General features: G+C 67.6%; 22 protein-coding genes. 16 read left to right on the forward strand and 6 right to left on the reverse strand.

Annotation, left to right across the window (positions count from 1 at the left end; all coding sequences use genetic code 11):
• The first annotated feature begins 240 nt into the window (after positions 1-240).
• The 3 genes from betA to FRZ61_RS07785 all read left to right on the forward strand — a co-directional run bounded on the left by betA (position 241) and on the right by FRZ61_RS07785 (position 3,693).
• Entirely contained in the window at positions 241-1,902 is a 1,662-nt protein-coding gene (gene betA, locus FRZ61_RS07775; RefSeq protein WP_151116315.1) for a choline dehydrogenase, read from the forward strand.
• Positions 1,903-2,053: 151 nt separating this feature from the next.
• Positions 2,054-3,085 (forward strand): NAD(P)H-dependent flavin oxidoreductase, encoded by a 1,032-nt coding sequence (locus FRZ61_RS07780; protein WP_151116317.1) that lies wholly within the window; start codon positions 2,054-2,056, stop codon positions 3,083-3,085.
• Positions 3,082-3,693 (forward strand): 5-formyltetrahydrofolate cyclo-ligase, encoded by a 612-nt coding sequence (locus FRZ61_RS07785; protein WP_151116319.1) that lies wholly within the window; start codon positions 3,082-3,084, stop codon positions 3,691-3,693. Before FRZ61_RS07780 ends, FRZ61_RS07785 begins: the two co-directional genes overlap by 4 nt.
• A 9-nt stretch (positions 3,694-3,702) precedes the next feature.
• Here the strand turns inward: FRZ61_RS07785 and FRZ61_RS07790 are convergent, their stop codons facing one another.
• Positions 3,703-4,482, reverse strand: a complete 780-nt coding sequence (locus FRZ61_RS07790; protein WP_151116321.1) for a GntR family transcriptional regulator — start codon at positions 4,480-4,482, stop codon at positions 3,703-3,705.
• Positions 4,483-4,630: 148 nt separating this feature from the next.
• On the opposite strand from FRZ61_RS07790, the gene FRZ61_RS07795 reads away from it, so the two are divergent.
• From FRZ61_RS07795 to FRZ61_RS07805, 3 genes are all read left to right on the forward strand, one after another.
• Complete coding sequence (locus FRZ61_RS07795; protein ID WP_191909349.1) at positions 4,631-5,734, forward strand: ABC transporter substrate-binding protein; 1,104 nt, start codon at positions 4,631-4,633, stop codon at positions 5,732-5,734.
• A gap of 23 nt (positions 5,735-5,757) precedes the next feature.
• Positions 5,758-6,585 carry a creatininase family protein gene (locus FRZ61_RS07800; RefSeq protein ID WP_151116325.1) on the forward strand — a complete coding sequence of 276 codons (828 nt, stop codon included), beginning with the start codon at positions 5,758-5,760 and terminating at the stop codon, positions 6,583-6,585.
• 78 nt (positions 6,586-6,663) lie between these two features.
• Positions 6,664-7,554 (forward strand): pirin family protein, encoded by an 891-nt coding sequence (locus FRZ61_RS07805; protein WP_151116327.1) that lies wholly within the window; start codon positions 6,664-6,666, stop codon positions 7,552-7,554.
• Positions 7,555-7,564: 10 nt separating this feature from the next.
• On the opposite strand, the gene betI is transcribed toward FRZ61_RS07805, so the two are convergent.
• The 4 genes from betI to FRZ61_RS26590 all read right to left on the reverse strand — a co-directional run bounded on the left by betI (position 7,565) and on the right by FRZ61_RS26590 (position 11,551).
• A complete protein-coding gene (gene betI / locus FRZ61_RS07810; protein ID WP_151116329.1) occupies positions 7,565-8,170 on the reverse strand; it encodes a transcriptional regulator BetI in 606 nt (201 codons plus the stop codon).
• Between the two features lie 207 nt (positions 8,171-8,377).
• Positions 8,378-9,871 (reverse strand): nuclear transport factor 2 family protein, encoded by a 1,494-nt coding sequence (locus FRZ61_RS07815; RefSeq protein WP_151116331.1) that lies wholly within the window; start codon positions 9,869-9,871, stop codon positions 8,378-8,380.
• A 29-nt stretch (positions 9,872-9,900) separates the two neighbouring features.
• Positions 9,901-10,293 (reverse strand): nuclear transport factor 2 family protein, encoded by a 393-nt coding sequence (locus FRZ61_RS07820; protein ID WP_151116333.1) that lies wholly within the window; start codon positions 10,291-10,293, stop codon positions 9,901-9,903.
• Positions 10,294-10,486: 193 nt separating this feature from the next.
• A complete protein-coding gene (locus FRZ61_RS26590; RefSeq protein ID WP_225309173.1) occupies positions 10,487-11,551 on the reverse strand; it encodes a response regulator transcription factor in 1,065 nt (354 codons plus the stop codon).
• Positions 11,552-11,768: 217 nt separating this feature from the next.
• Here FRZ61_RS26590 and FRZ61_RS07830 point away from each other — a divergent pair, with 217 nt between their 5' ends.
• A complete protein-coding gene (locus FRZ61_RS07830; protein ID WP_225309174.1) occupies positions 11,769-12,845 on the forward strand; it encodes an ABC transporter substrate-binding protein in 1,077 nt (358 codons plus the stop codon).
• Between the two features lie 72 nt (positions 12,846-12,917).
• On the opposite strand, the gene FRZ61_RS07835 is transcribed toward FRZ61_RS07830, so the two are convergent.
• Positions 12,918-13,781 carry an SMP-30/gluconolactonase/LRE family protein gene (locus tag FRZ61_RS07835; protein ID WP_151116335.1) on the reverse strand — a complete coding sequence of 288 codons (864 nt, stop codon included), beginning with the start codon at positions 13,779-13,781 and terminating at the stop codon, positions 12,918-12,920.
• An 84-nt stretch (positions 13,782-13,865) separates the two neighbouring features.
• On the opposite strand from FRZ61_RS07835, the gene FRZ61_RS07840 reads away from it, so the two are divergent.
• The 9 genes from FRZ61_RS07840 (at position 13,866) to FRZ61_RS07880 (ending at position 24,161) form a co-directional block, all read left to right on the forward strand.
• Positions 13,866-14,759, forward strand: a complete 894-nt coding sequence (locus FRZ61_RS07840) for a DMT family transporter (protein ID WP_191909350.1) — start codon at positions 13,866-13,868, stop codon at positions 14,757-14,759.
• A 242-nt stretch (positions 14,760-15,001) separates the two neighbouring features.
• Positions 15,002-15,979, forward strand: coding sequence for an ABC transporter substrate-binding protein (locus tag FRZ61_RS07845; RefSeq protein WP_151116339.1), 978 nt, complete (start codon positions 15,002-15,004; stop codon positions 15,977-15,979).
• Positions 15,980-16,055: 76 nt separating this feature from the next.
• Positions 16,056-17,120, forward strand: coding sequence for a quaternary amine ABC transporter ATP-binding protein (locus FRZ61_RS07850; protein ID WP_151116341.1), 1,065 nt, complete (start codon positions 16,056-16,058; stop codon positions 17,118-17,120).
• Positions 17,117-19,231, forward strand: a complete 2,115-nt coding sequence (locus FRZ61_RS07855) for an ABC transporter permease (RefSeq protein WP_151116343.1) — start codon at positions 17,117-17,119, stop codon at positions 19,229-19,231. The genes FRZ61_RS07850 and FRZ61_RS07855 overlap by 4 nt, the downstream gene beginning before the upstream one ends.
• Before the next feature lie 286 nt (positions 19,232-19,517).
• A complete protein-coding gene (locus FRZ61_RS07860; protein ID WP_225309175.1) occupies positions 19,518-20,456 on the forward strand; it encodes a glycine betaine ABC transporter substrate-binding protein in 939 nt (312 codons plus the stop codon).
• A gap of 184 nt (positions 20,457-20,640) precedes the next feature.
• Complete coding sequence (gene choW / locus FRZ61_RS07865) at positions 20,641-21,534, forward strand: choline ABC transporter permease subunit (RefSeq protein WP_151116345.1); 894 nt, start codon at positions 20,641-20,643, stop codon at positions 21,532-21,534.
• A 4-nt stretch (positions 21,535-21,538) separates the two neighbouring features.
• Positions 21,539-22,798: a choline ABC transporter ATP-binding protein gene (gene choV / locus FRZ61_RS07870; RefSeq protein ID WP_151116347.1), complete on the forward strand. Its 1,260-nt coding sequence runs from the start codon at positions 21,539-21,541 to the stop codon at positions 22,796-22,798.
• Positions 22,799-22,800: 2 nt separating this feature from the next.
• Positions 22,801-23,508: an HAD family hydrolase gene (locus FRZ61_RS07875; RefSeq protein ID WP_151120750.1), complete on the forward strand. Its 708-nt coding sequence runs from the start codon at positions 22,801-22,803 to the stop codon at positions 23,506-23,508.
• A gap of 80 nt (positions 23,509-23,588) precedes the next feature.
• Positions 23,589-24,161: a hypothetical protein gene (locus tag FRZ61_RS07880; protein ID WP_151116349.1), complete on the forward strand. Its 573-nt coding sequence runs from the start codon at positions 23,589-23,591 to the stop codon at positions 24,159-24,161.
• Positions 24,162-24,164: the final 3 nt, after the last annotated feature.

Genomic DNA, 24,164 nt, shown 5'->3' on the forward strand with positions numbered 1-24,164 from the left:
CTCCCTGGCGTCGGGTTCGAAGGTTTCGGCGGATGAATAGTGCCGGCCGGTGACAAGCCTGATCGCCGCCGGCGGTTTTGCCCAGAGGCTCGCGGCCGGATTGACGCTTCCGGCCCCGAATTCGCCGCGCCGAGGCCAGCCGCACCGTGAGGGGGAGGCTTGGCTGGGTCCCCTGAGCACCATGGACGGGAACCGGGCCCGGACGGTAAGGAAGAGGCCCGGCGGGGGAGGTTGTGGCCTATGGCGGACGCTTCATTCGACTACATCATCATCGGCTCCGGCTCGGCCGGCTCGGTGCTGGCCAACCGGATCTCGGCCAAGCCCGACAACCGGGTCCTGGTGCTGGAGGCGGGTCCCAAGGACAGCTGGTGGAACTGGAAGATCCACATGCCGGCGGCCTTCGCCTATCCGCTCGCCGACGACAAGCTCAACTGGTACTACCAGACCGAGCCCGAGCCCGGCATGAACGGGCGCGTCATGTATTGCCCGCGCGGCCGCGTGCTGGGCGGCTCCTCCTCGATCAACGGCATGGTCTATATCCGCGGCCATGCGCGCGACTATGACCGCTGGGCGCAGGGCGGCAATCGCGGCTGGTCCTATGCGGAGGTGCTGCCTTACTTCAAGCGCGCCGAGCACCGGGTGAAAGGCGGCGACGAGTATCACGGCACCGAGGGGCCGCTCTGGGTCTCCTCGCAAGTCACCTTCCCGCCGCTCTACCACGCCTGGACCGAGGCGGCGAAGCAGGCGGGCTATCCGGTCACGCAGGACGTCAACGGCTATCAGCAGGAGGGTCTCGGGCCCTACGAGATGACGACGCGCAAGGGCCGGCGCTGGAGTGCGGCGCGCGCCTATCTCCATCCGGCCATGAAGCGGCCCAACGTCACGGTCGAGACCGGCGCCCTCACCACGCGGATCCTGTTCGAGGGCAAGCGCGCCGTGGGCGTGGAATATGCCGTCGGCAGCGAGGTCAGGCGCGCGCGGGCCGAGCGCGAGGTCATCGTCAGCGGCGGCACGATCAACTCGCCGCAGATCCTGATGCTGTCAGGGGTCGGCGACGCGGAGGAGCTGAAGAAGTTCAATATCCCGGTGGTGCATCACCTGCCGGGGGTGGGCCAGAACCTGCAGGACCATATCGAGACCTATGTGCAGATGGCGGCGACCCAGCCGATCACGCTCTATGGCCGCTACAACCTGCTGGGCAAGCTCCGGACGGGCCTCGAGTGGCAGCTCTTCGGCACCGGCTGGGGGGCGAGCAATCATTTCGAGGCGGGCGGCTTCATCCGCAGCCGCGCCGGCGTCGAGCATCCCGACATCCAGTATCACTTCTTCCCGATGGCGATCTCCTATGACGGCAGCCAGACCCAGGCGGGCCACGGTTTCCAAGCGCATATGGGGCCGATGCGCTCGACCAGCCGCGGCTGGGTGAAGCTGCGTTCCGCCAACCCGCGCGACAAGGTGCGCCTGCTCTTCAACTACATGTCGACCGAGCAGGACCGGATGGAGATGCGGGCCGGCATCAGGCTCACGCGCGAGATCTTCGCGCAGAAGGCCTTCGATCCCTTCCGCGGCGCCGAGTTGGCGCCGGGGCCGGCGGTCAAGAGCGACGCCGAGATCGACGCCTTCATCCGCGCCAAGGCCGAGAGCGCCTATCACCCCTCCTGCTCCTGCAAGATGGGCACGGATCCGATGGCGGTCGTCGATCCGCAGCTCAAGGTCCATGGCCTCGAGAATCTGCGCGTGGTCGATGCCTCGATCATGCCCACGGTCGTCAGCGGCAATCTCAACGCGCCCGTCATCATGATCGCGGAGAAGGCGGCCGACATGATCCTGGGCAACCCGCCGCTGCCGCGCTCCGAGGCGCCCGTCTATATCAACCCCGACTGGGCCACGAGCCAGCGCTGAGATCGATTCCGTCGGCTCCGCACGGGCCTTTCTGCTCGCTTCCCGCAACCTAGCCTCCCGCTTTTTGCAGAGCTAGGGGGCTGAGCTATGCGCCAGACTTGGAAGCCTGGATGGTCATTCAATCTCGGGATGACCGGTCAGGGAGCAGGGCATGGCGCAGGAATCCAAATCGGGACACCGCCTCAAGACCCGGCTGACCGAGAAGCTCGGCTGCCGCTATCCGATCATCTCCGCCGGCATGGGCGGTCCCTCCCGTTCGGAACTGGCGGCCGCGGTCTCCGAGGCCGGCGGCTTCGGGCTGCTCGGCATGGTGCGCGAGCCCCCGGCCCTGATCGAGAAGGAGATCGCCGCGGTCCGGGCGCGGACCGACCGGCCCTTCGGCGTCAATGTCATCCCGGCCTCGACCGACCCCAAGCTGCTGGACGAGCAGCTCGAGGTCTGCTTCGCGGCCAAGGTGCCGGCGATGTGCTTCTTCTGGAGCGTGATGCCGGGCGTGGTGGCGCGGGCGCGCGAGGCCGATTGCCTGGTGCTCTATCAGGTCGGCAGCGTCGCGGACGCGATCGAGGCGGAACGGGCCGGCGCCGATATCGTTATCGTCCAGGGCGTGGAAGCGGGCGGTCATGTCCGCGGCAAGCTGCCCTTGTCGGTGCTCCTGCCCGAGGTCGCGGCCGCGATCAAGCTGCCGATCGCGGCGTCCGGCGGGATCGTGACCGGCGCCGACATGATCGCGGCCATGGCCGTGGGCGCCGACGGTGTCCATTGCGGCACGGTGTTCCTGCCGACCCCGGAATCCTTTGCGCATGATTTCCACAAGCGTCGCATTCTCGACGCCAAGAGCGGAGACACGGTGCATACCGATCTCTTTGCCCTCAACTGGCCGCCCAACTCGCCGGTGCGCGTGCTGCGCAACAGCCTGACCGAGGCGGTGGGCCACAAGCTCTGGGGCCATCATCCCGACAAGCTGCCGCGCGAGCCGATCGGCGAGGATGCCGGCCAGCCGATCCTGAAATTCAGCACCCATTCGCCCCTGCGCACCACGACCGGCGATCTCGAGAAGATGCCGCCTTTCGCCGGCGAAGGCGCGGGGCGCGTCAACAAGGCGAGGTCGGCCGCCCAGGTGATCGCCGACATGATGGCCGAGGCGGAGGCCAGCCTGGATCGATTGGAGGCGATGCGCGCATGAACCAACAGAACCCGAGCTGGGACGAGGTCCGCGCCTGGCGCAAGGGCGAGCGCGAGCGCCTGATCGAGGCGCGCGTCGCGACCGTGCAGGAGATCCGGGCGCGCTGGACCCGCGCCATCATCGAGACGCTGGAGCCGATCCTGCGGGAAAGCCGCGGTCCCATCAGTTTCTACTGGCCCTTCCGCGGCGAACCCGACCTGCGACCGCTGATGCGGCTGCTGGCCGGCGAGGGCTTCACGCTGGCCTTGCCGGTCGTGATCGAGCCGAAGACGCCGCTCGTCTTCCGCCCCTGGCGGCCCGACAGCAAGCTCGAGCTCGGGGTCTGGAACATTCCGGTCCCGGTGACGAAGGAAGAGGTCGAGCCGAGCCTGCTGCTGGCGCCGGTGGTCGGTTTCACGCCGGACAATTACCGGCTGGGCTATGGCGGCGGCTATTTCGACCGGACGCTGGCGAAGCTGGGCGCGGGCCACGAGGCGATCGGGGTCGGTTTCGAGATGGCGCGCCTCGCCTCCATCTACCCGCAGCCGCACGACATCAAGATGCGTCAGGTCGTCACCGAAAAGGGCGTCGTCGGCGCCAAGCGCCGGCCGGGCCTGATGGCGTCCTGAGGCCGTCCTCTATCGGGTGCGCGACCGGCGGTGGGCGCCGCCGGATTTCCGGGACGCGGGCTTCGCCGAACGCGGATGGCCGGCCGGTGCTTTCGGGCCGGATGTCGGATGGGGGGCAGGCCGGCTCGGCAGGTTCTCCGCGCCGTTGAGCATGGCATCGTCGAGCGCCGCGTTGTGGTTGGCGACGAGCCGTTCCGCGAGCCGGCTGTCGCCCTGGCAGATCGCCTCGATCATCGCGTCATGCGAGCGGTCCACGATCCGCAGGTCGGAGAAGGGCGCGTTCACCGCGATGATGAGCATGCGGACCTGCTGCTCCAGCAGCAGATAAGCCTGGCGCAGCCTTTCGTGGCGCGCCAGCTCGACGATGGTGCGGTGCAGGTCGAAATCGGCATCGGTGATCCGGTCGCGGTCGCCGGCGGCGCAGGCCTCGCGAAGGCGCCCGAGCGCGGTGCGCAGCGCGTCCGCCCCGGCCGCGTCGATATTCTGCGCCGCCAGCCGCGCCGCCAGCGCCTCGAGCGTGCTCCGGAGGGTGTTGAGCTCCCAGACATCCTGCTTGGTGAGACGCCGGACCTCCCAGTGGGAGTAGGGCTTCTGGCGTACCAGCTGCTCGTTCGCGAGCTGCTGCAGCGCCGCGCGGATGGGACCGCGCGACAGGCTGAACTCCGCCGCCAGCGCCATCTCGGTCAGCCGCGCGCCGTTGGCGAGCTCGCCCGAGACGATCCGCCGGCGCAGGATGTCGGCGACCTGGCTGTCCAGACTCCGCTTGATGATCTCGCTCTTGCCCGCCATGGACCGGCCCCTTGCCCGTCGCCTCTTCCCATGGGGCGGCAGCCATTGTCAATTGTTGACAATTGACAATGGCACCCCGAAGAATGCGAGGCAGGTGCAGCGCGGGCTCGGGATCAAGGAGCGCGCGGCCGTCATAGGGAGGGAATCCATGCAGCAGCGAAATTCCGTGTCTCGCCGGCAGTTCACCCGCGGCGGCCTTCTGGCCGGCCTCGGCCTCGTCCTGATGCCGCTCCATGCGCGCGTGACGCGGGCCGCGAGCGGCATCATCTACTACACCTGGGCGGGCTATGACGTGCCCGACTTCCACAAGGCCTATGACGACAAGTATGGCGGCGAGCCCAATTACAGCTTCTTCTCCGATTCGGAGGAGGCCTTCCAGAAGCTGCGCCAGGGCTTCCATCCGGACCTGGCCCATCCCTGCCTGCCGCATGTGAAGCGCTGGAAGGAAGCGGGGCTGCTCAAGCCGGTCGATCCCGCCCGCATCGCGGCCTGGAACGACCTGGTCCCGGCGATGCGCGACAATGCCGGCGTCGCCTTCGACGACGCGCACTGGATCGTGCCGTGGGAATGGGGCGCTTCCTCCCTGATCTATCGCACCGACAAGATCGCGGCGGCCGAGGAGACCTATGCGCTGCTGATCGATCCCGCCAACAAGGGCAAGGTGGCGATCCCCGACAACACCGACGAGATGGCGATGCTGGCGACGCTGCTCGCCAAGGTGAAGGACCCCTACACGCTGGGCGAGGAGGACTACAAGGCGATCGGCGCCATGATGGAGACGCTGGTCGGCCAGTCGCGCTTCCTCTGGAGCGATCCGACCGCCGCGGGCCAGTCGATGGCCTCGGGCGAGGTCACGCTGATGTGGGGCTGGCCCAACACCTGGGCCGACCTGGTCAAGAACGGCACGCCGGTCAAGTTCATGCAGAAGCCGGCCGAGGGCATGATTACCTGGATGTGCGGCTTCGCGCTGATCGCGGGCGGCGAAGGCCCGGAGGACGAGGCCTATGACCTGATCAATGCCTCGCTCGAGCCTGCCGCCGGGAAGGCCTTGATCGAGAAATACGGATATGGACACTCCAACCTGAAGAGCTTCGCCGAGGTGGATCCGAAGCGGCTCGAAGCGCTCGGCATGTCGGGCGACGTGGCGGGCTTCCTCGCCAAGAGCAACTTCCTGCGGGCGCGTGCCGAGGACCAGCGCCAGCGGCTGATCGAGCTGTGGAACAAGGCCAAGACCAACGCCGCGGTGCAGTAGGGCCTGAGACGAAAGGGACGACGATGCGCAGCCACTGGCTGCAGGAGCTCCGCTGGCCGGAGATCGAGGCCTATCTCAAGACCGACGATGTGGTGCTCGTGCCGATCGGGGCGACCGAGCAGCATGGGCGCCATCTCCCGTTGCTGGTCGACAGCGGCTGGGCGATCGCGGCCAGCGAAGGGGCCGCCCGGATCGCCAACGTCCTGATCGCCCCTCCGCTGCAGCTCGGCTGGTCGCCCCATCACATGGGCTATCCGGGCACCATCACGCTCGGCGCCGACACGCTGCGGCGGGTCGCGGTCGACACGGCGCAGAGCCTGATCCATCACGGCTTCCGCCGCGTGATTTTCGTCAACGGCAACCGCATCGCCAACCTGCCGCCGCTCGAGATCGCCATCGTCGAGATCAAGAACCGCACCGGCGCCTATGCCGGGATCGCCGATGCCGGGCTCATCGCCAAGCGCGAGTTCAAGGCGATCTGCCAGGCGCCGGATGGCGGACTCGATCATGCGGGCGAGGCGGAGACCTCCTTCGCGCTCCATTGGGCGCCCCAGCATGTCGATATGAGCGAGGCGCATCCGCCCGAACGGGGCCATAACGGGCGGCGCTCGCAATTCGACTACAGCATCGAGCTCGATCCGGAGCTCAACGGCAATGCCGTGTCCTTCGCCGTCTCGCCGGCCGAGCATCGCCGGGCGACGGCGCCCGACGGCACCGCCAACGATCCGCGCCTGGCGACGGCCGAGAAGGGGCGGCTGATGGCCGAGGCGCTGGCCCGGAACCTCGCCGCCTATATCGAGGAAGTGCGCAAGCTGCCGCTGGGCGAGGTCCGCGGCGAGCTGCCGATCTGAGCCTTTCCCGCAGGTTACCGCCCGGTGCCTTGACCCGGACCGCCTTCCGGCCGATATCGGCGGCGAAGGAGAACGGCCATGGCGAAACCGGCATCCACGAAACCGGCGAAGACGGACGGCGAGCGCAAGGCCGGAGCGACGCTGCGGCAGGTCGCGGCCCTGTTCCCCTGCGTGCCCACGACCGACGGCGCCGGGGTCAAGATCAGCCGCGTCATCGGCACGCCGCGGCTGGGCCAGATCGATCCCTTCCTGCTGTTCGACCAGTTCGGCTCCGACGATCCGCACACCTATATCAGCGGCTTTCCCGACCATCCGCATCGCGGCTTCGAGACCGTGACCTACATGCTGGCGGGGCGCATGTGCCACAAGGACAATCACGGCCATGAGGGCGTGCTGGGCCCGGGCGGCGTGCAATGGATGACGGCCGGGCGCGGCATCATCCATTCCGAGATGCCCGAGCAGAGCGAGGGCCTGATGAAGGGCTTCCAGCTCTGGGTCAACCTGCCGGCCGCGCTCAAGATGCGCGCGCCGCGCTACCAGGAATTCGAGGCCGACCGGCTGCCGCTTTCCAATCCGGCCAAGGGCGTCACCGCCAAGGTGATCGCGGGGACGCTCGGCAATCAGCGCGGCCCGGTCGAGGGCATCGCCGTCGATCCGCTCTACGCCGATCTCCGTTTCGAGCCGGGTTCGGCGCTGACGGTACCGATCACGGCCGGCCATACGCTGCTGCTCTTCGTCTTCGAAGGCGCGGTCGCGGTCGGCGGCGTCACGGTGCCGGCCGGATCGCTCGCGGTGATGGGATCGGAAGGCGAGGCGCTGGCGATGGCGGCGGGCGAAGAGGGGGCCGCGGCGATGCTGCTGGCGGCGGCCCCGATCGGCGAACCGGTGGTGCGCCACGGCCCCTTCGTCATGAACACGCGCGAGGAGATCCAGCAGGCGCTGGAAGACTATTACATGGGACGGCTCTAGCCGCCCCGGCTCAGGCCGGCTGCGGTTGAGGTTCCCGGCGCCGGGTGAGCTGCAGATCGAGATAGTCGGTCGCGATCAGCATCGCGCGTTCCGTCTCGAGCCCGTAGGGCGACAGCGCCGCGCGCAGCCACAGGCCCTCGAGCAGCGTGCTGAGGCCCTCGGCCACGCGCACCGCGTCGATCGTCGGCAGGAGCTGCTTCAGCTCGTGACGCAGGCTCGAATCGAGCCGGCAGATGATCGCGCGCTGCACGCGGGCAAGCCGCGGCTGCTTGCGTCCCTGGGCCCAGAAGGAGAGCCAGGCGGCAACGGCGGCCGGCGTCAGCTGCTCCGGCGCGAGCCAGGAGCCGATGATGGCCCTGAGCCGCTCGCGCGGTTCGCTGGCCTCGCCCAGCTTAAGCCGCGTGACCTCGCGCACCTGGGCGCCCAGCGTGCGCAATGTCGCTTCGAGCAGGTCGTCCTTGTTGACGAAATAGTGATGCACAATGCCGGGCGACATGCCCGCTCTTGCGCTGATGCGCGACACCGTGGTGTCGGCCAAGCCGTCCTCATGGATCGAGGCAATCGTCGCTTCAATCAGCTGGCGGCGGCGGATCGGTTCCAGTCCGAGTTTTGGCATCCCAGCAATTCTCCCCAACTGCCGGGAATCCTATCAGTTTCCGTGGACTGGACAATCAACCAACAAAACCCGGCTCTGACGGCCCTTAAGCGGACTGGCAAGATCGGCCGCTAACCATATTTACGGCTGATTCTTTCTCGACTCGTCCTCCCGGGCGACCCCGCGAGGGGGCGTCGGGCCCCCGCCGGCGGCCCCGCCCCACGAATCTCACACAAAGGGCAGGGTGGTGACCGTTGCGCGCGGGCTGCCTAACGGGTGATGTACCCGGACGCTGTCACCGACCTCGAGCGAGGCATCGACCAGCGCGATGCCGATGCTGCGGTCGAGCGCCCAGGAATGGACCGCCCAGCGCACCTCGCCGGGGCGGCCATGTTCGTCCTCGAGCGGCCAATACCACTCGAGTCGCGGCAGCTCCCCTTCGATGAAGAGGCCGACCGTCTTGCGCTTCGGGCCTTCGGCAGCGATTCGCGCCAGGGCTGCGCGCCCGACGAACTCGCCCTTGTCGAGATCGACCAGCCTTCCATGGCCGGCCTCGTAAGGGTTCATGCCCGAGTTGCTGTGATAGGCGGTATCGGTGACGCCCTTCTCGACGGCGCGATCGACGATCGGCCCCACCACCATCATCTCGTAGGGGCGCCCGGCCTCGCGCAGCGCGTTCCACAGATCCATGGCGCCGCGGCTCGAGAGCGGGAACACCTCGTAGCCCGGCCCGCCGCTCCAGCCGGTGCGCGAGACCACGGCTTCGATCCCGGCGACGCGCGTCGTCACGCATTTGTAGAAGCCGATTCGGTCGAGCGGCGCCTCGGTTAGCGGACGCAGCACCTCGGCCGCGTGCGGTCCCTGGATCTGCAGCGGCGCCACGTCGGGCTCGCGCACCTCGACCTTGAAGCGCCCGTCGAGCGCGATGCCGCGCGCCCAGAGCGTCAGGTCGGCATCGCCATGCGACAGCCAGACCAGATCCTTGCGCGGATGGAGCAGCACGGGATCGCAGATGATCTGCCCGTCCGGATCGCAGGCGATGGTGTAGCGGCAATCGCCGGGCTTGAGCTTGGCGAGGTCGCGCGTGGTCAGGTGGCTCGCGAAGGCGACGGCGTCGGGGCCGGCGATCTCGGTCTGGCGCTCGCAGCCGACATCCCACAGGGTCACGCGCTCCGTCAGCGCCGCATATTCCTCGGCCGGCGAATGATGATAGACGAGCGGAAAATAGACATGGTTGTAGATCATGAATTCCGACACGCCGGCTTCCTCGGTGCCCTGCCAGTAGGGCGAGCGGCGGGTGATCGGATAGATCCGCGTGCGCTCGAGCGGCTTCAGCGGCTTGGTGTCGAAATATTCCGTCCAGCGCGCGACCTTGCCGTTCTCGACCACGGCCACGGCGACGAACTTGAAATCGAGGCGGGACGGCCGTCCGTCGACATGCGGCGGGATGCCGACATTCTCCGCGCAGAAATAACCCTCGGCGAACGCGGTCGAGCCCTGCTCGGTGACATGGTCGAGCACGACCTCGATGTTCTTGAGGCCTCGGATCGCGGTGCGGGTCTCGCGCATGATCTGGGCGCGGCCGTGGAGCCGTGCGTCATGGAGCGGCAGGTCGAACACGGCATTCTCGGCGAACAGCGGCTCCATCGCGCCGGCGTCGCGCCGGGCGAAGGCTTCGCAATAGATCTCGATGGCGCGGCGGGGCGTCAGGGCGCTCGTCATGGCGGGGTTCCTGTCTGTGCCGGGAGAGATCAGCGCGTGGCCGCGAAGACCGGCCCGTCGCTCCAGAGCCGGTGGGGACGCGCGTCGAGATAGGTGGAAAGCCGGTGGATGGCGCCGTCGCGCACCTGCAGCACGATCGCCGCCGGTATCGCGACCGGAGCCTGATCGCGGTGGAGCTTGGCCGTGAGGCGGCCCTCGGCGATCGTCGCCTCGCCCGCGGACTGGACGCCGCTCACCTCGAAGGCGCAACGCTCCGCCAGCGCGAAGGCGCGGGCGAGGCCCGCCTTGATCTCGCGGCGCCCGACCAGCCGTTGGCCCAGCAAGGGAAGCTCGTAGAGAGCGGCTTCGGCGAAGAGGGCCGACAGCGCATCGGCGTTCCGGGCGGCGAAGGCGTCGAGATAGGACTGGAGGAGGGAGGCCATGCGATATGTCTCTCCGGTTTGGGTGATCCAACCTCGCCGATCCCGGCGGAGGGGCCAATGGACCCGAACGGGCCCAGTGCTCCGATCGTCATCCCCGCGAAAGCGGGGATCCACTTCGAAGCCCGGCGCGCTGCATCAAGATAGATCCCCGCTTTCGCGGGGATGACGGTTGAAGGGTTGCGGCACGCATACCCTACCGCTGCCCGAACAAATGGGACACGAAGTTGAGGAACAGCTCGCGCTCGGTGGTGATGTCGAGCTTGGCGTAGAGCCGCTTCTTGTGGTTCTTCACGGTATTCACGCTGAGGCCGAGGCGCTCGGCCACCTTGAGCGTGGGATAGCCAAGGAGCATCAGCCCGACGATGTCGCGCTCGCGCGGCGTCAGCCGGTCTTCGAGGAAGCGGCTCGTCGCCTGGCCGTAATCGAGCGGCGGCAGCCCGTCATCGGCCGTCTCGAGCATGAGGAGGCGGCCGTTGGGCGCCAGCGCGAAGCCCGCATCGAGCGGCTCGGCGTGAAGCACGAGGCCCGCGGCCAGCTCGAGGCTCGCGGGCGCCTCGCCGTCGAGCGCCGACAGCCGGGCGGCGGCGCCCGGATGGTCGATCAGCGCGCGCTGCCAGCTCTTGCTCTCGAACACGCCCCGGCCCCGGTGATCGACGATGCGGATCGGCTTGTCGGGCGATCGCTCCAGGCTCGCGAGCTTCGCCAGCATCAACCGTTCATGCGCGGCCTGCAGCCCTTCGAGCAGCGGAAAGATCTGCCGCAGCCGCGCCACCTCCGCCGGCCGGAACGGCGTCTTGCGCTCGTAGGCGAGCCCGATGCTCGTGCCGGCCGGCCCGGGGAACAGCACCACCAGGTCGTCCGCCATGCCGGTGAGCGCGAGGAAGATGTTGAAATAGTCGCCGGAACGTTCGGCCGGCGTGGTCACGTCGTCGAGCGTGTAGACGCCGCGGGGCTCGTCGTTGCGGCAGAGCCGGTAGACCGGATCGACGCGGTAGAGGCCGCCGCGATAGAGCTCCATATGCTCCGGCTCCAAGTCGTCATGCGCGACATAGTCGGGTGCGCTGTGGCGCGAATAGCGCATGACCATGGCGAGGTCGGCCTCGAGCCGCCGGGCGACCGTCTGCATCAGGCGAGGATAGAAATCCGCGGTGGCGATGGAAGCGGCCACCGTGCCGAGGCCATCGAGATCCGTCGCGGCGCCGGCCCGTCGCTTCGGTCTGGCGATCTTGGAACGGCGGCTGAGGTGAGCTCTGGCCATTGGGCGCAGCGAAGACTTTCGTGGCGGACCCGCGTCATGCACCGGATCAGCATGGCGCTGCAGGCGGATTGTCGGTGATAGGCCCGAAAGGGTCCATAGGAAGGGATCGGACCCCATGAAAAGCTCAGTGGCAAAGAAGAAGCAGGGCTCTTGGCATCCGAGTCGGGCGTGACCGCGCCGACCTTGATCCGGGGCCGTTCACGGAAGGGAGGAAAGGATGGCGAAGCGGATCGGACGTCGCGGGATGCTGACAGGAGCGGCGGCGCTGCTGGCGGCCTCGATCATGGCGCCGGCGCTGCAGGCGGCCGACGGCCTGACGGTGTTTGACTGGGCCGGCTATGACGATCCGAACTTCCATCAGGCCTATACGGCCCGGTACAGCACGCCGCCGAGCTTCACCTTCTTCGCCGACGACGATGAAGGCTTCCAGAAGGCGCGCGCCGGCTTCAAGGCCGATCTCGCCCATCCCTGCCTCACCACCGCGGCCAAGTGGCGGGAGGCCGGTCTGATCCAGCCGATCGACACCGCGCGCATCGCCGCCTGGAACGACATCATCCCCGCGCTGAAGGAACTGCCCGGCGTGGTCCAGGACGGCAAGGTCTGGATGGTGCCGTTCGACTGGGGCAACGCCCTCCTGATCGTGCGCACCGACCAGGTGCCGGAAGCCGACCGCACGCTCGATATCTTCACCAACCCCCGATACAAGGGCCGCATCGCCGTCTCGGGCTCCGTGGACGATGCCTATGCGCTGGCGATGCTGGCGCTCGGCATGCAGAAGTTCGAGGACCTGAACGATCCCGCGAAGTTCCAGCAGGCGAGCGACTATCTCGCGAAGGTGCGGGACAACCAGAAGTTCTACTGGACCGACCCGACCCAGCTCGATCAGTCGATCGCCTCGGGCGAGATCGTCGCCGCCTGGGCCTGGAACCAGTCCGTGACGGCGGGGCAGGGCAATGGCGTGCCGGTCGAGGCGGTGACAGGTCCCAAGGCCGGGGCCAGCACCTGGGTCTGCGGCTATGTCGACATGGTCGACGGGCCGGGCTCGAAGGATCTGGCCTATGACTATCTCAACGCGCTGCTCGATCCGAGCGCCGGCAAATACATCCTCGAGGCCTGGGGCTACGGCCACTCGAACGGCAAATCGTTCGCGGTCGCCGACAAGGCCGCCGTCGCCCGCTTCGGCTATGACGATCTCGAGCGCTTCATGACCAACAGCCTGTTCCAGGCCGGCATCGGCGTCGAGCTGCAGCAAAAGCTCGCGGATCAGTTCGAGAAGATCAAATCCGGATTCTGATCGGCCGGCCTTGCTCCCGCCGGTATCCCGAGGCACCCATCCGCCGGTTGGACAAGTGCCGGGAAAATCGGTTCACTGGCGCCCATGTGCGGATGGGGTCACCGGATTGGCGAACCGATAGACGGAGCCGGGATAGGGCTCGGTCCAGGAATCGCTGACGGCCGTCACGAACAGGGTCGCTTCGTCCGGGCCGAATCCGATGTTGGTGACGTCGCGGTCGGGTATGGCGAGCGCCGTGACGAGCCGGCCGTCGGGATCGCAGATCAGGATGCGCGCAGCGCCGAACTGGCAGATATAGAGCCGGCCCGCCCGGTCGATCTTGAGGCCGTCGCCGCCCGTATAGCCGTTGGCGAAGGCGGGCTCGGGCAGCAGGTCGGGCAGATGAAGGAAGCGTCGGCCGCCGTCCAGGCCATGATCGGGCCGATGCTCGAAGACCAGCAGCTCCTTGCCGAGATGGGCGTTGACGAAGAGACGCCGCCGGTCCGGCGAGAGCGCGATGCCGTTGGCGAAACGGATATCGCGCGCGACGCAGCGCAGCTTGCGGTCGCGCGAGAGATGGAAGACGCGCCCCGTCGCGGGGGCGGCGATGTCGAAGCGGCCGGAGCCGGTGAAAAAGAAGCCGCCCTCGCCATCGCCCGTCATGTCGTTCGGGCCGCCGAAGCCCTGATCCGCGGGCTGCGGCTCGATGCGCTCGAGGCTCCGCCCGTCGAGACCGATCCGCTCCAGCCGGTCCCCCTGGTAGCAGGCGACCCAGAGGCTGTCGCCCTCGGCCGGCAGGAGCGCGCAGGGCCCGCTGCCGGACGCCTGCCAGACGGGGAAATTGCGGCTGCCGTCCCAGCACATCACGCGGTCTTGCGAATACTCGACATAGAAGAGCCGCCCCTGATGCCAGAGCGGCCCCTCGGGATAGAAGGAGCGGGGATTGATCGTCAGCATCCCGACAGTCTAGCGGCTGGCAGCGCCCGCCCGTCAAACAAGAAACCGGCGGGCTGATCCGTGGCACCCGCGCGGGAAACGGCCTTGGCGGCCCTGGCTGTCGCGCTCGCCGGCTGCGTCTGGGGAGCGCTCTGGATTCCGCTGCGTCATCTGGAGACCACGGGCCTGGTCGGTCCCTGGGGCAACATCGGCGCCGGTGCCGCGGCGGTGCTCGTCATGCTGCCGCTGGCGATCTGGCGGATGCGCCGGACGCGGCCGAGCTGGTCCCTGCTGCTGATGGGGCTGTTCGGCGGGGCAGCCTTCAATCTCTACAACAACGGCGTGATGATCTCCGATGTCGTCCATGTGATGCTGCTGTTCTATCTGACGCCGATCTGGAGCACGCTGCTGGCGCGCTTCTTCCTCGGCCAGCCGATCACGGGCTCCAGGATCGTCACGATCGTGCTGGGATTCGCGGGGCTCGCGATCGTGCTGGGTGCCGGGAGCTGGCTGCCGATCCCGCAGCGGCTGGGCGACTGGCTGGCGCTTTGCTCGGGCGTGCTCTGGGCGCTGGCGGCGGTGCTGCTGCGCAAGCGCGAGGAGATCCCGCCCTACGATTCGAGCTTCTCCTTCTTCGCCGTCGGCCTGGTGACGGCGGTGCTGGTGCCGTTGCTCGTCATGCCGGCCGCGCTTCTCGATCACGTGCCGGGCATGGCGGACATCACGCGCTCCTTGCCCTGGATCGTCCTGCTGGGGCCGCTCCTGTGGGTGCCGGCGCAGCTCCTGCTGATGTGGGGAACCAAGCGCCTGGATCCCGGTCGCGTCGGCATCCTGCTGATGGGCGAGGCGCTGGTGGGGGCGGCCACCGCGGCGCTCCTGACCGACGAGCCCTTCGGTTGGCGCGAAATCCTCGGCGGTCTCCTGATCCTGAGTGCCGGCCTGATCGACACGCTGCTGTCGGGCACGATGGCCAAGGCGACCCAGCCCGCCTCGGCTTGATCGATCCGATGCTGCCCGAGAGGTCAGGATCGGGAGCGGTCCGCTTGCCGCTGGCCTTTCTCAACCGGTGCAGGATTAAAAAACCAATAGATTCGCCAGCGGCTTGCTTGCGGGCGCTTGTCCTCCGTGTATAGAGTCTGAGGGCCGGCCCTCAGACAACCGGCACCGCCAGCGCCCTCGACGGCGAGGCGGGAAGACAAGAATCACAAACAGTTTCGGCAAGATGCTGGGAGGCATTCGAGATGGATCGCAGGTTTTTCACCCGGATTCTAGGGGCGGCGGCCCTCACGGCCGCCCTGATGGCGGGCGCATCGGCGCAAGCGGCGGTGCCCGAGAGCAAGGACACGATCAAGCTCGCCATCAATGAGTGGACCGGGCAGCACATCACCACCTATGTGGCGGGCGAGGTGCTGAAGAAGATGGGCTACAACGTCGAATACACGGTCGCAGGCTATCTGCCGCAGTTCGAGGCGATCCAGGACGGGACCGTCACCGCGAGCCTCGAAATCTGGTCGAACAACGTGGGCGACGCCTACAAGGCCGCGAGCGCCACGGGCAAGGTCGAGGATCTCGGCAAGCTCGGGCTGGTGGCGGGCGAGGGCTGGTACTACCCGGCCTATGTCGAGGAGAAATGCCCGGGCCTTCCGGACTGGAAGGCGTTCGCGAAATGCGCCGAGCTGTTCTCGACGCCCGAAACCTTCCCGCAAGGCCGGCTACTCGATTATCCGCTCGATTGGGGCGCGCGCAACGTCGAGATCCTCAAGGCGCTGAAGCTGCCCTTCGTGTCAGTGCCGGGTGGTAGCGAGGGCGCGCTGGTGGCGGAGATGAAGGCGGCTTACGCGAAGAAAGAGCCGCTCGTCATGATGTTCTGGACGCCGCACTGGATCTTCGCCGAGATGGACCTGCACAAGGTCGATCTGCCGCCCTACAGCGAAGCCTGCATGAACGACCCGAAGGCGGGACCGTTCCCGGACGTGACCGGCGACTGCTTCGTCGACACGCCGATCACCTTCAAGGTGGCCTGGGCCGGCATGAAGGACAAATGGCCGGCAGCCTATCGCTTCCTCAAGTCCTTCACCTTCTCGGCCGACGATCAGATCCCGCTGATCCACAAGATCGACGCCGAGGGCAAGGATCTCGAGGCGGTGGTGAAGGAATGGGTCGATCAGAACGAGGCCAAGTGGAAGCCGCAGATGGACGCGGCCCTGGCCGGCAGCTGATCGCTTGACGTTCTGGAGGGGCCGGATCGGCAAGGTCCGGCCCCTCTGATTTTCCAGCCCCCGGAAGTCGAGAAGCATGGCGCGTGAGGTCAAGCTTTCCTGCCGTAACCTGTGGAAGGTCTACGGCGCGAATGCCGACAGCTTTTTCCCGGATCGCGAAGGCAAGGTCGCGGACGCCGCCCAGCAGGCGCGCCAGATCCGCGACAGCGGCCATGTGGTGGCGGTGGGCGACGCCTCCTTCGACGTGCACCAGGGCGAGATCTTCATCATCATGGGGCTCTCGGGCTCCGGCAAATCCACCATCGTGCGCTGCCTCTCGCGCCTGGTGGAGCCGACGGCGGGCCATGTCTTCTTCAACGGCGCCGATCTGCTCAAAGCCTCGCGCGAGGCCCTGACCGACATCCGCCGCCACAAGATGGGCATGGTGTTCCAGAATTTCGGGCTCATGCCGCATCTCAACGTCATCGACAATGTCGCCTTCCCGCTGAAGGTGCAGGGGATGGCGCCGCAGGCGCGCCTGCAGCGCGCGGCCGAGATGCTGGAGCTGGTGGGCCTCAAGGGCCGCGAGCGCAGCTATCCGAGCCAGCTTTCGGGCGGCCAGCAGCAGCGCGTCGGCATCGCCCGCAGCCTCGCGGTCGAGCCCGAGCTCTGGTTCCTCGACGAGCCCTTTTCGGCGCTCGACCCCCTGATCCGCCGGCAGATGCAGGACGAGTTCCTGCGGCTGCAGAAGCTCCTGCACAAGACCATCGTCTTCATCACCCACGATTTCCTCGAGGCCCTCAGGCTCGGCGACCGGATCGCCATCATGAAGGACGGCGCCGTGGTCCAGATCGGGACCCCGTCCGAGGTCGTGACCCGTCCCGCCGATGCCTATGTCGCCGAGTTCACCCGCGACGTGCCGCGCGTGAAGGTCATCACGGCGCAGGACGTGATGACGCCGGTGGCGTCCGAGGTCGAGATCGGCGGCACGGTACCGATGCATCTCTCGCTCGAGATGGTGATCCCGCGCTTCGAGAGCGCGGTGGAGGCGCTCGCCTGTACCGACGAGAGCGGCGAGGTCCGCGGCCACATTACGGCCCAGGGCGTGCTCGCGGCGCTGGCGGCGGAAGCGGCGGTGGCGGAGGGGACGGCGGCGCGATGACGGCGGTGGCAGGCACGGGCGGCCTGCCGGCCGCCGCGACCAAGCGCATCGATGGCTGGGCCCTGGTCTGGGCGGGGATCTTCGCCTTTTGCCTGATCTGCTTCCTGCTGCGGGGCGAATGGCCCTGGCTGCTGCAATACCCCGCGGAATGGGTCGCTCCCATCGACGCCTGGATGAACGATTCCATGCGCGAGGTGGTGGGCTGGTTCAAGTTCGTCTTCCGCGCGCTCTCCTGGCTGCTCGAATTCCCGATGCTGTGGCTGCGCGGCCTGCTGCATTGGCTGCCCTGGCCCGCGGTGGTGCTGGCGGCGACCGCGATGGCGCATGCCGCCGGCGGCTGGCGGCTCGCCTGGTTCACGGCCCTCTCGCTCTTCTACATGGTCGTCACCGGCTATTGGGACGAGAGCATGGTGACGCTGGCGCTGGTCGGCATCGCGGTGCCGCTCTCGGCCTCGATCGGCCTCTTCCTCGGGCTCTGGGGCGCCCATTCGTCGCGCGTGCGCCGCGTCCTCGAGCCGATCCTCGACGTGATGCAGACGGTGCCGACCTTCTCCTACCTCACGCCCCTGATCCTGTTCCTGGGCTACGGGCCGGTGGTGGGGCTGGTGGCGAGCGCCATCTTCGCCATCCCGCCGATGGTGCGGAACGTGATGATCAGCGTCGCCAATGTGGCGCCCAACATCACCGAGGCCGGCCAGATGGCGGGCTGCAGCGACCGGCAGCTCACTTGGTGGGTGCAGGTGCCGGCCGCCATGCCCGGCATCATGCTGGGCCTCAACCAGTGCATCATGGCGGCCTTGAGCATGGTGATCATCGCGGCCACCATCGGCGGCTTCGCCGATATCGGCTGGGAGGTGATCTCGACGCTGCGCAAGGCCGAGTTCGGGCAGAGCCTGCTGGCCGGCATCGTTATCGCGCTCTTGGCCATGATGCTCGACCGCGTCGGCCACGGCTTCAGCCGGCGCGCCGGCCAGACGCGGCTGCCGGCCGAAGGGCCGATCTGGCAGCGCCATCCCTACCTGACCTTCGCCCTCGTCGTGCTGGTGGCGAGCCTGCTGCTGCAGTACGTGATCCCGGCGGTCCGGGACTGGCCGGAAGGCTGGGTCATCCGGCCGGCCAAGCCGCTCAACGACATGGTCAACTGGATCGTGATCAATTGGGGCGGGGCGCTCGACGCGGTGAAGAACGCGGCGCTGTTCTTCTACATGCTTCCCCTGCGCATCGGCCTGGTGAACTCGGTGCGCGCCAATTATTGGGGCTTCGACATGTCGCCGACCGTGGCGGCGGTCTATGTCGCGATCCTGCTGGCGATCGCGGCCCTCGCCTGGCGGCGCTGGGGCTGGCGCGGGCTGGTGCCGGTCGCGATCCTGGGCGGGCTCTATTACTTCGGCACCACCGGCACGCCCTGGCCGGCCTTCATGGCCGTGGTGATCGCACTCGCCTATGGGGCCGGCGGCTGGCGGCTCGGCCTCTTCGCCTTCCTGTCGATGGGCTTCATGCTGATCGGCGGCGCCTGGACGCCGGCGATGTGGAGCATCTACCTGATGATCGGCAGCGTCGTGCTGTCCTTCGTCATCGGCGTGGCGCTCGGCATCTGGGCCGCCTCGAACGATCGCGTCTCCGCGGTCCTGCGGCCGATCAACGACACGCTCCAGACCATGCCGCAGTTCGTCTATCTCATCCCGATCATCATGCTGTTCAAGATCGGCGATTTCTCGGCGCTGCTGGCGATCATGTCCTACGCGATCGTGCCGGCGATCCGCTACACCGAGCATGGCCTGCGCAGCGTGCCGGGCCATGTGGTCGAGGCGGCGCATATGATCGGCTGCACCGAGCGGCAAATCCTCTGGCAGGTGCGCCTGCCGATCGCGCTGCCGCAGATCATGCTGGGCCTCAACCAGACCATCATGCTCGGCATCACCATGCTGGTGATCGCGGCCCTCGTCGGCACGCGCGACCTGGGGCAGATGGTGTTCGGCTCCATGACCATGGCGAATTTCGGCATGGGCGTCATCGCCGGCGGCTCGATCGCGCTCATGGCGATGCTGTCGGACCGCGTGTTCCAGGCGCTCAGCGCCAAGCAGGCCCGGCGCCTGGGCCTCAGCGCCTGAACCATCGGCGAAGCGGGCTCCCCCGGTAGAACCCCGCGGCCCGGGCCGCGGTCTGCCGCTCCGGCGCAAATCCATGACGCGGATAGGGAATTTTTCTGGCTCGACGCCTTGCTAGCCTCCCGGAATGGACCGATCGGTCAAGCCAAGAGGTGTATCCTCGGGGACAATGACGGACCGGTTCCATCCCTCCTTCGGGCTCGGGGTCGAGCCGAAGGCAACAGCAACTGGGCCGCCCGATGGCGATCGAACAGCATCGGCAATCCCAGGCAACAGGAGGCGGACTTCCATGGCGATGCGTAAAATTCTGGCGCTGGGCGCGGTCGCGCTCGGCCTGACCCTGGCCGTGCAGGCCCAGGCGGCCGAGGGCGAGGCCTGCAAGACGGTGCGTCTGGCCAATGTCGGCTGGACCGACAATTTCGCCCAGAACGGCCTGTTCCGGACCGTGCTCAAGGGCCTCGGCTACAAGTATGACGACAAGGAAGGCCTGGCGCTGCCGGTCATCCTCGAGAGCCTGAAGAACAAGGATCTCGACATCTTCCTCGACAACTGGATGCCGTCGAACGCGCCCAACGTGCAGCCCTATCTCGACGCCAAGACGATCGAGCTGATCCGCACGAACCTGCCGGGCGCCGGCTACGGCCCCGTGGTTCCCGACTATGTCTATGACGCCGGCGTCAAGGATCTGAAGGACCTGAGCGCCAACGGCGACAAGTTCGACCACAAGTTCTACGGCATCGAGCCCGGCAATGACGGCAACAAGATCGTCCAGACCGAGATCGACAAGCCGGAGAACAACCTCAAGGGCTGGAAGCTGGTCGAATCCTCCGAGCAGGGCATGCTGGTCCAGGCCGAGAAGGCGATGAAGAACAAGGACTGGATCGTGTTCCTCGGCTGGGCGCCGCATCCGATCATGGGCAAGATGTCGATCAAGTATCTGAGCGGCTTCGAGGCCGACGGCTTCGGCGACGCCCAGGTCCAGACCCTGACGCGCACCGGCTACAGCGCCGATTGCCCGAATGTCGGCAAGCTGCTCGCCAATCTCGAGTTCGACCTGCCGATGGAATCCTCGATCATGGAGGAGATCGGCAACGGCAAGTCCGGCGAAACCGCCGCCGAGGACTGGCTCAAGGCCAATCCCGCCGTGCTCGACAAGTGGCTCGCGGGCGTGACCACGGCCGATGGCGGAGATGGCCTGGCCGCGGTGAAGACGAGCCTCGGCCTCTAAGCCAGCGGCTTCATCCGGGAAGGCGGCGGCATTCGGCCGGCAAGGTCGGGCGCCGCCGCTTTTCTCATGCGGAGCGTTGTCGGGCGCCAAGGTGGTATAAAGCGGGAAAGCCACCGGCCCGGATGCCTTCGCCCGCGAGCGGGCGAGGGCGGAAACCGGGAAGCGACAAACGGGGGACAGGGTCATGGATCGGTTCTGGCAATGGATCGCGGGCATCGACGATTGGATCGGCAGCGCGCCGGTCCCGATCGGCTATTGGGCCAAGAGCGCCGTGGACTGGCTGACCGGCAATTTCGAGTGGCTGTTCGACGGCATCACCAACGGCCTCAAATACCCGATCGAGGGCACCGCGGATCTCCTGAAGGAAGTGCCGGCGATCATCCTGATCGCGATCATCGCCGCCCTCGCCCATTGGCTGCAGCGCAGCTGGGCCATCACCGGCTTCGTCGTGGTCGGGCTGCTCTTCATCCTCAACCAGCAGCTCTGGCCCGACACGGTCGAGACCCTGGTGCTGGTGATCTATTCGAGCTTCGTGTCGCTGGCGATCGGCGTGCCCATCGGCATCTTCTGCGCGCGCCGGCCGCTGTTCTACCAGTTCCTGTCGCCGGTCCTCGACATGATGCAGACCATCCCGACCTTCGTTTACCTGGTCCCGACCCTGGTGTTCTTCGGGCTCGGCATGGTGCCGGGCATGATCGCGACCGTGATCTTCGTGGCGCCGGCGCCGATCCGCATGACCTATCTCGGCATCAGCCAGGTGCAGAAGCCGCTGATCGAGGCGGGCGAGAGCTTCGGCTGCACCCGCTGGCAACTCCTGACACGCGTCAAGCTGCCGGCGGCGCTGCCCACCATCATGGCGGGCGTCACCCAGACCATCATGCTCTCGCTGTCGATGGTGGTGATCGCGGCGCTCGTCGGGGCCGACGGGCTGGGCGTGCCGGTGATCCGCGCGCTGGCGCAGGCCGACGTGGCGCGCGGCGTGGTCGCGGGCCTCTGCATCGTGGTGCTGGCGATCGCGCTCGACCGCATCCTGAAGCGACCGCAGCGCCGCGGCTCGCTCCAGCTGCCGAAGGCCTGAGATCATGACAGCCGACAGCGCGGCATCCGCGGGCGTCAGCGCCGTCCGCTTCGAGCATGTCGACGTGGTCTTCGGCACGAAGGTGCCCGACGCCCTGGCGCTCCTCGATCAGGGCGAGGGCCGCGACGCGATCCTCGACCGGACCGGCAGCCTGGTCGCCGTGCACGACGCCTCGGTCTTCGTCAACGAGGGCGAGATCCTGGTGCTGATGGGGCTCTCGGGTTCCGGCAAATCCTCGCTCCTGCGCTGCATCAACGGCCTCAACAGCGTCTCGCGCGGCCAGATCTGGGTGCATGACGGGCGGGGCGAGGTCGATGTCACGCGCTGCGACGAGAACAAGCTGCGCCAGATGCGCCGCAACCGCATCTCGATGGTGTTCCAGCAGTTCGCGCTGATGCCCTGGCTCTCGGTCCGCGACAATGTGGGATTCGGGCTCGACATCCGGGGCCTCGACAAGGCCGAGCGCGACCGCATCGTCGACGAGAAGATCAGGCTGGTGCGGCTCGACAAGTTCGCCGACAAGTTCCCGCACGAGCTCTCGGGCGGCATGCAGCAGCGGGTCGGCCTCGCCCGCGCCTTCGCGACCGAGGCCGACGTGCTCCTGATGGACGAGCCTTTTTCGGCGCTCGATCCCCTGATCCGGGAGCATCTCCAGGACGAGCTGATCGAGCTGCAGCGCTCCCTGCGCAAGACCATCGTGTTCGTGAGCCACGATCTCGACGAGGCGCTCAAGGTCGGCAGCCGCATCGCCATCATGGAGGCGGGCCGGGTGGTGCAGTTCGGCGTGCCGGAGGAGATCATCCTCAACCCCGTCAACGATTATGTGCGCCAGTTCGTGGCCTCGATGAACCCCCTGACCGTGCTCAAGGGCGGCACGCTGATGCGGCCCCTGAGCGAGCTCAAGCGCGACCCCGCCAACCCCTCGATGATCCAGCTCGACCGGGCGGGCCGCTGCCTCGTCCGGCTCGATGCCGCCGGGCGGCCGGCCGATCTCACGGTCGCGGGCGCGCCGGGCAAGTTCGTGCCCTACAGCACCGAGCTCGATCTCGCCCGCATCGCCGGCAATGTGATGGTCACCGGCAACGCCCGCACGCCGATGCGGGCGGCCGTCATGGTCCGGCAGGTGACGCTGCGGCCCCTGGTGCTGCTCGGGGCCGAGGGCGAGCTGGTGGGGGTGGTCGGCGAGCAGGAGCTCTATCGCGGCATGCTGAAGCAGACCGATCTGGCCCGCTCCGATCCCGTCGCGATGGTGGGGGTCACGTGAACATGTTGCCGACGGTGCGCGGCGTGCTGTTCGACAAGGACGGCACGCTGTTCGATTTCAACGCCACCTGGATGCCGCTCTATCTCGAGACCGCCGACGAGGTGGCGGGCGGCGACAAGGCGCTGGCGCTGCGGCTCCTGGTCGAGAGCGGCTATGACGAGGTCACGCGGCGCCTCGATCCGCGCTCGCCGCTGGCGGCCGGCACCAACCAGCAGATCGCGGAGATCTGGGCGCGGGTCGCGGGCGGCGAATGGAGCGTCCAGCGCCTGACCCGCCGCTTCGACGCCAACTTCGCCAAGAGCATGGCGATGCGCCCCACTCCGGTGACCGATCTTGCCGTCCTGTTCGGTCATCTGAAGCGCAAGGGCCTCCGGATCGGCGTCGCCACCATGGACAGCCATGCGGCCGCGCGCGCGGCGGTCGAGACCTTCGAGCTGGTGGGGCTGGTCGATTTCGTCTGCGGCTACGATTCCGGCCATGGCCACAAGCCGGGGCCGGGCATGGTGGAAGCCTTCTGCCGCGCGGTGGAGCTGCCGGCCAGGGACGTGGCGGTCGTGGGCGACACGCCGCATGACATGCATATGGCACGCGCCGCCGGGGCCGGCCTGGCGCTCGGCGTCTTGACGGGCGTCAGTCCGCGCGAGGTCCTGGCCGATCATGCCGATCGGGTGCTGGCCAGCATCGCCGAGCTCGAGACCCTGCTCGCTTAACGGGCAAAACATTCATTCCTATCGCCTTCCACCGCCCGCTCGGCTATCTTCATTGTCGTGCGACACTCGGCGGGGGAGCGATGCGCGGGGGATGGTGCGCCGCTTTGGCGGCGGCGGTGATGCTGTTCGGCGCGTCCGGAGCGGACGCCGCGGGGGACGAGAAGGTCGATTGCAGCCGGCTCAGCCTCGAATTTCCGCCCGCAGCCCAGGCCGATTGGACCGAATGCTACAAGCTCCATGATTCCGGCGTGCCCGAGGGCGAGGGCGCCGAAGGCCTGTCGGTCGATTTCGAGATCATCGTGACGGATCTCAAGAGCCATGTCGTCCGTCTGGTCAGCGGCGACACCGGCCAGAACACCTATTTCCAGAAGCGGCCCGTCAGCCAGATCATCAAGGAATTCGACGAGCTCGAGGATATCGCCGGCACCGAAAGCGAGGAGGGGTTCAAGCGCTACCAGATCATCCGCTTCAGCGCTCACCTCTGGAAAGCGCCGGTGAATTGCATCGGATTCGTGAAATATGGCGGCGGCGCGATCGGCCAGGGCGGCTCGGCGATGGGGGCGGGGACGCTGCTGGCGGGCTATGATTGCTGGCGCAGCGGAGCGCCGGACCGCCCGCAGATCGAAGCGACCCTGGGCGCCATCGACGATTGAGGG

The organism is Hypericibacter adhaerens, assembly GCF_008728835.1.
In the GTDB taxonomy this organism is placed as follows: Bacteria; Pseudomonadota; Alphaproteobacteria; order Dongiales; family Dongiaceae; genus Hypericibacter; species Hypericibacter adhaerens.

Bases quoted from the DNA above. Each gene is read 5' to 3' on its own strand.
- betA (WP_151116315.1), top strand. From the start codon at position 241: ATGGCGGACGCTTCATTCGACTACATCATCATCGGCTCCGGCTCGGCC.
- FRZ61_RS07780 (WP_151116317.1), top strand. From the start codon at position 2,054: ATGGCGCAGGAATCCAAATCGGGACACCGCCTCAAGACCCGGCTGACC.
- FRZ61_RS07785 (WP_151116319.1), top strand. From the start codon at position 3,082: ATGAACCAACAGAACCCGAGCTGGGACGAGGTCCGCGCCTGGCGCAAG.
- FRZ61_RS07790 (WP_151116321.1), bottom strand. From the start codon at position 4,482: ATGGCGGGCAAGAGCGAGATCATCAAGCGGAGTCTGGACAGCCAGGTC.
- FRZ61_RS07795 (WP_191909349.1), top strand. From the start codon at position 4,631: ATGCAGCAGCGAAATTCCGTGTCTCGCCGGCAGTTCACCCGCGGCGGC.
- FRZ61_RS07800 (WP_151116325.1), top strand. From the start codon at position 5,758: ATGCGCAGCCACTGGCTGCAGGAGCTCCGCTGGCCGGAGATCGAGGCC.
- FRZ61_RS07805 (WP_151116327.1), top strand. From the start codon at position 6,664: ATGGCGAAACCGGCATCCACGAAACCGGCGAAGACGGACGGCGAGCGC.
- betI (WP_151116329.1), bottom strand. From the start codon at position 8,170: ATGCCAAAACTCGGACTGGAACCGATCCGCCGCCGCCAGCTGATTGAA.
- FRZ61_RS07815 (WP_151116331.1), bottom strand. From the start codon at position 9,871: ATGACGAGCGCCCTGACGCCCCGCCGCGCCATCGAGATCTATTGCGAA.
- FRZ61_RS07820 (WP_151116333.1), bottom strand. From the start codon at position 10,293: ATGGCCTCCCTCCTCCAGTCCTATCTCGACGCCTTCGCCGCCCGGAAC.
- FRZ61_RS26590 (WP_225309173.1), bottom strand. From the start codon at position 11,551: ATGGCCAGAGCTCACCTCAGCCGCCGTTCCAAGATCGCCAGACCGAAG.
- FRZ61_RS07830 (WP_225309174.1), top strand. From the start codon at position 11,769: ATGGCGAAGCGGATCGGACGTCGCGGGATGCTGACAGGAGCGGCGGCG.
- FRZ61_RS07835 (WP_151116335.1), bottom strand. From the start codon at position 13,781: ATGCTGACGATCAATCCCCGCTCCTTCTATCCCGAGGGGCCGCTCTGG.
- FRZ61_RS07845 (WP_151116339.1), top strand. From the start codon at position 15,002: ATGGATCGCAGGTTTTTCACCCGGATTCTAGGGGCGGCGGCCCTCACG.
- FRZ61_RS07850 (WP_151116341.1), top strand. From the start codon at position 16,056: ATGGCGCGTGAGGTCAAGCTTTCCTGCCGTAACCTGTGGAAGGTCTAC.
- FRZ61_RS07855 (WP_151116343.1), top strand. From the start codon at position 17,117: ATGACGGCGGTGGCAGGCACGGGCGGCCTGCCGGCCGCCGCGACCAAG.
- FRZ61_RS07860 (WP_225309175.1), top strand. From the start codon at position 19,518: ATGGCGATGCGTAAAATTCTGGCGCTGGGCGCGGTCGCGCTCGGCCTG.
- choW (WP_151116345.1), top strand. From the start codon at position 20,641: ATGGATCGGTTCTGGCAATGGATCGCGGGCATCGACGATTGGATCGGC.
- choV (WP_151116347.1), top strand. From the start codon at position 21,539: ATGACAGCCGACAGCGCGGCATCCGCGGGCGTCAGCGCCGTCCGCTTC.
- FRZ61_RS07875 (WP_151120750.1), top strand. From the start codon at position 22,801: ATGTTGCCGACGGTGCGCGGCGTGCTGTTCGACAAGGACGGCACGCTG.
- FRZ61_RS07880 (WP_151116349.1), top strand. From the start codon at position 23,589: ATGCGCGGGGGATGGTGCGCCGCTTTGGCGGCGGCGGTGATGCTGTTC.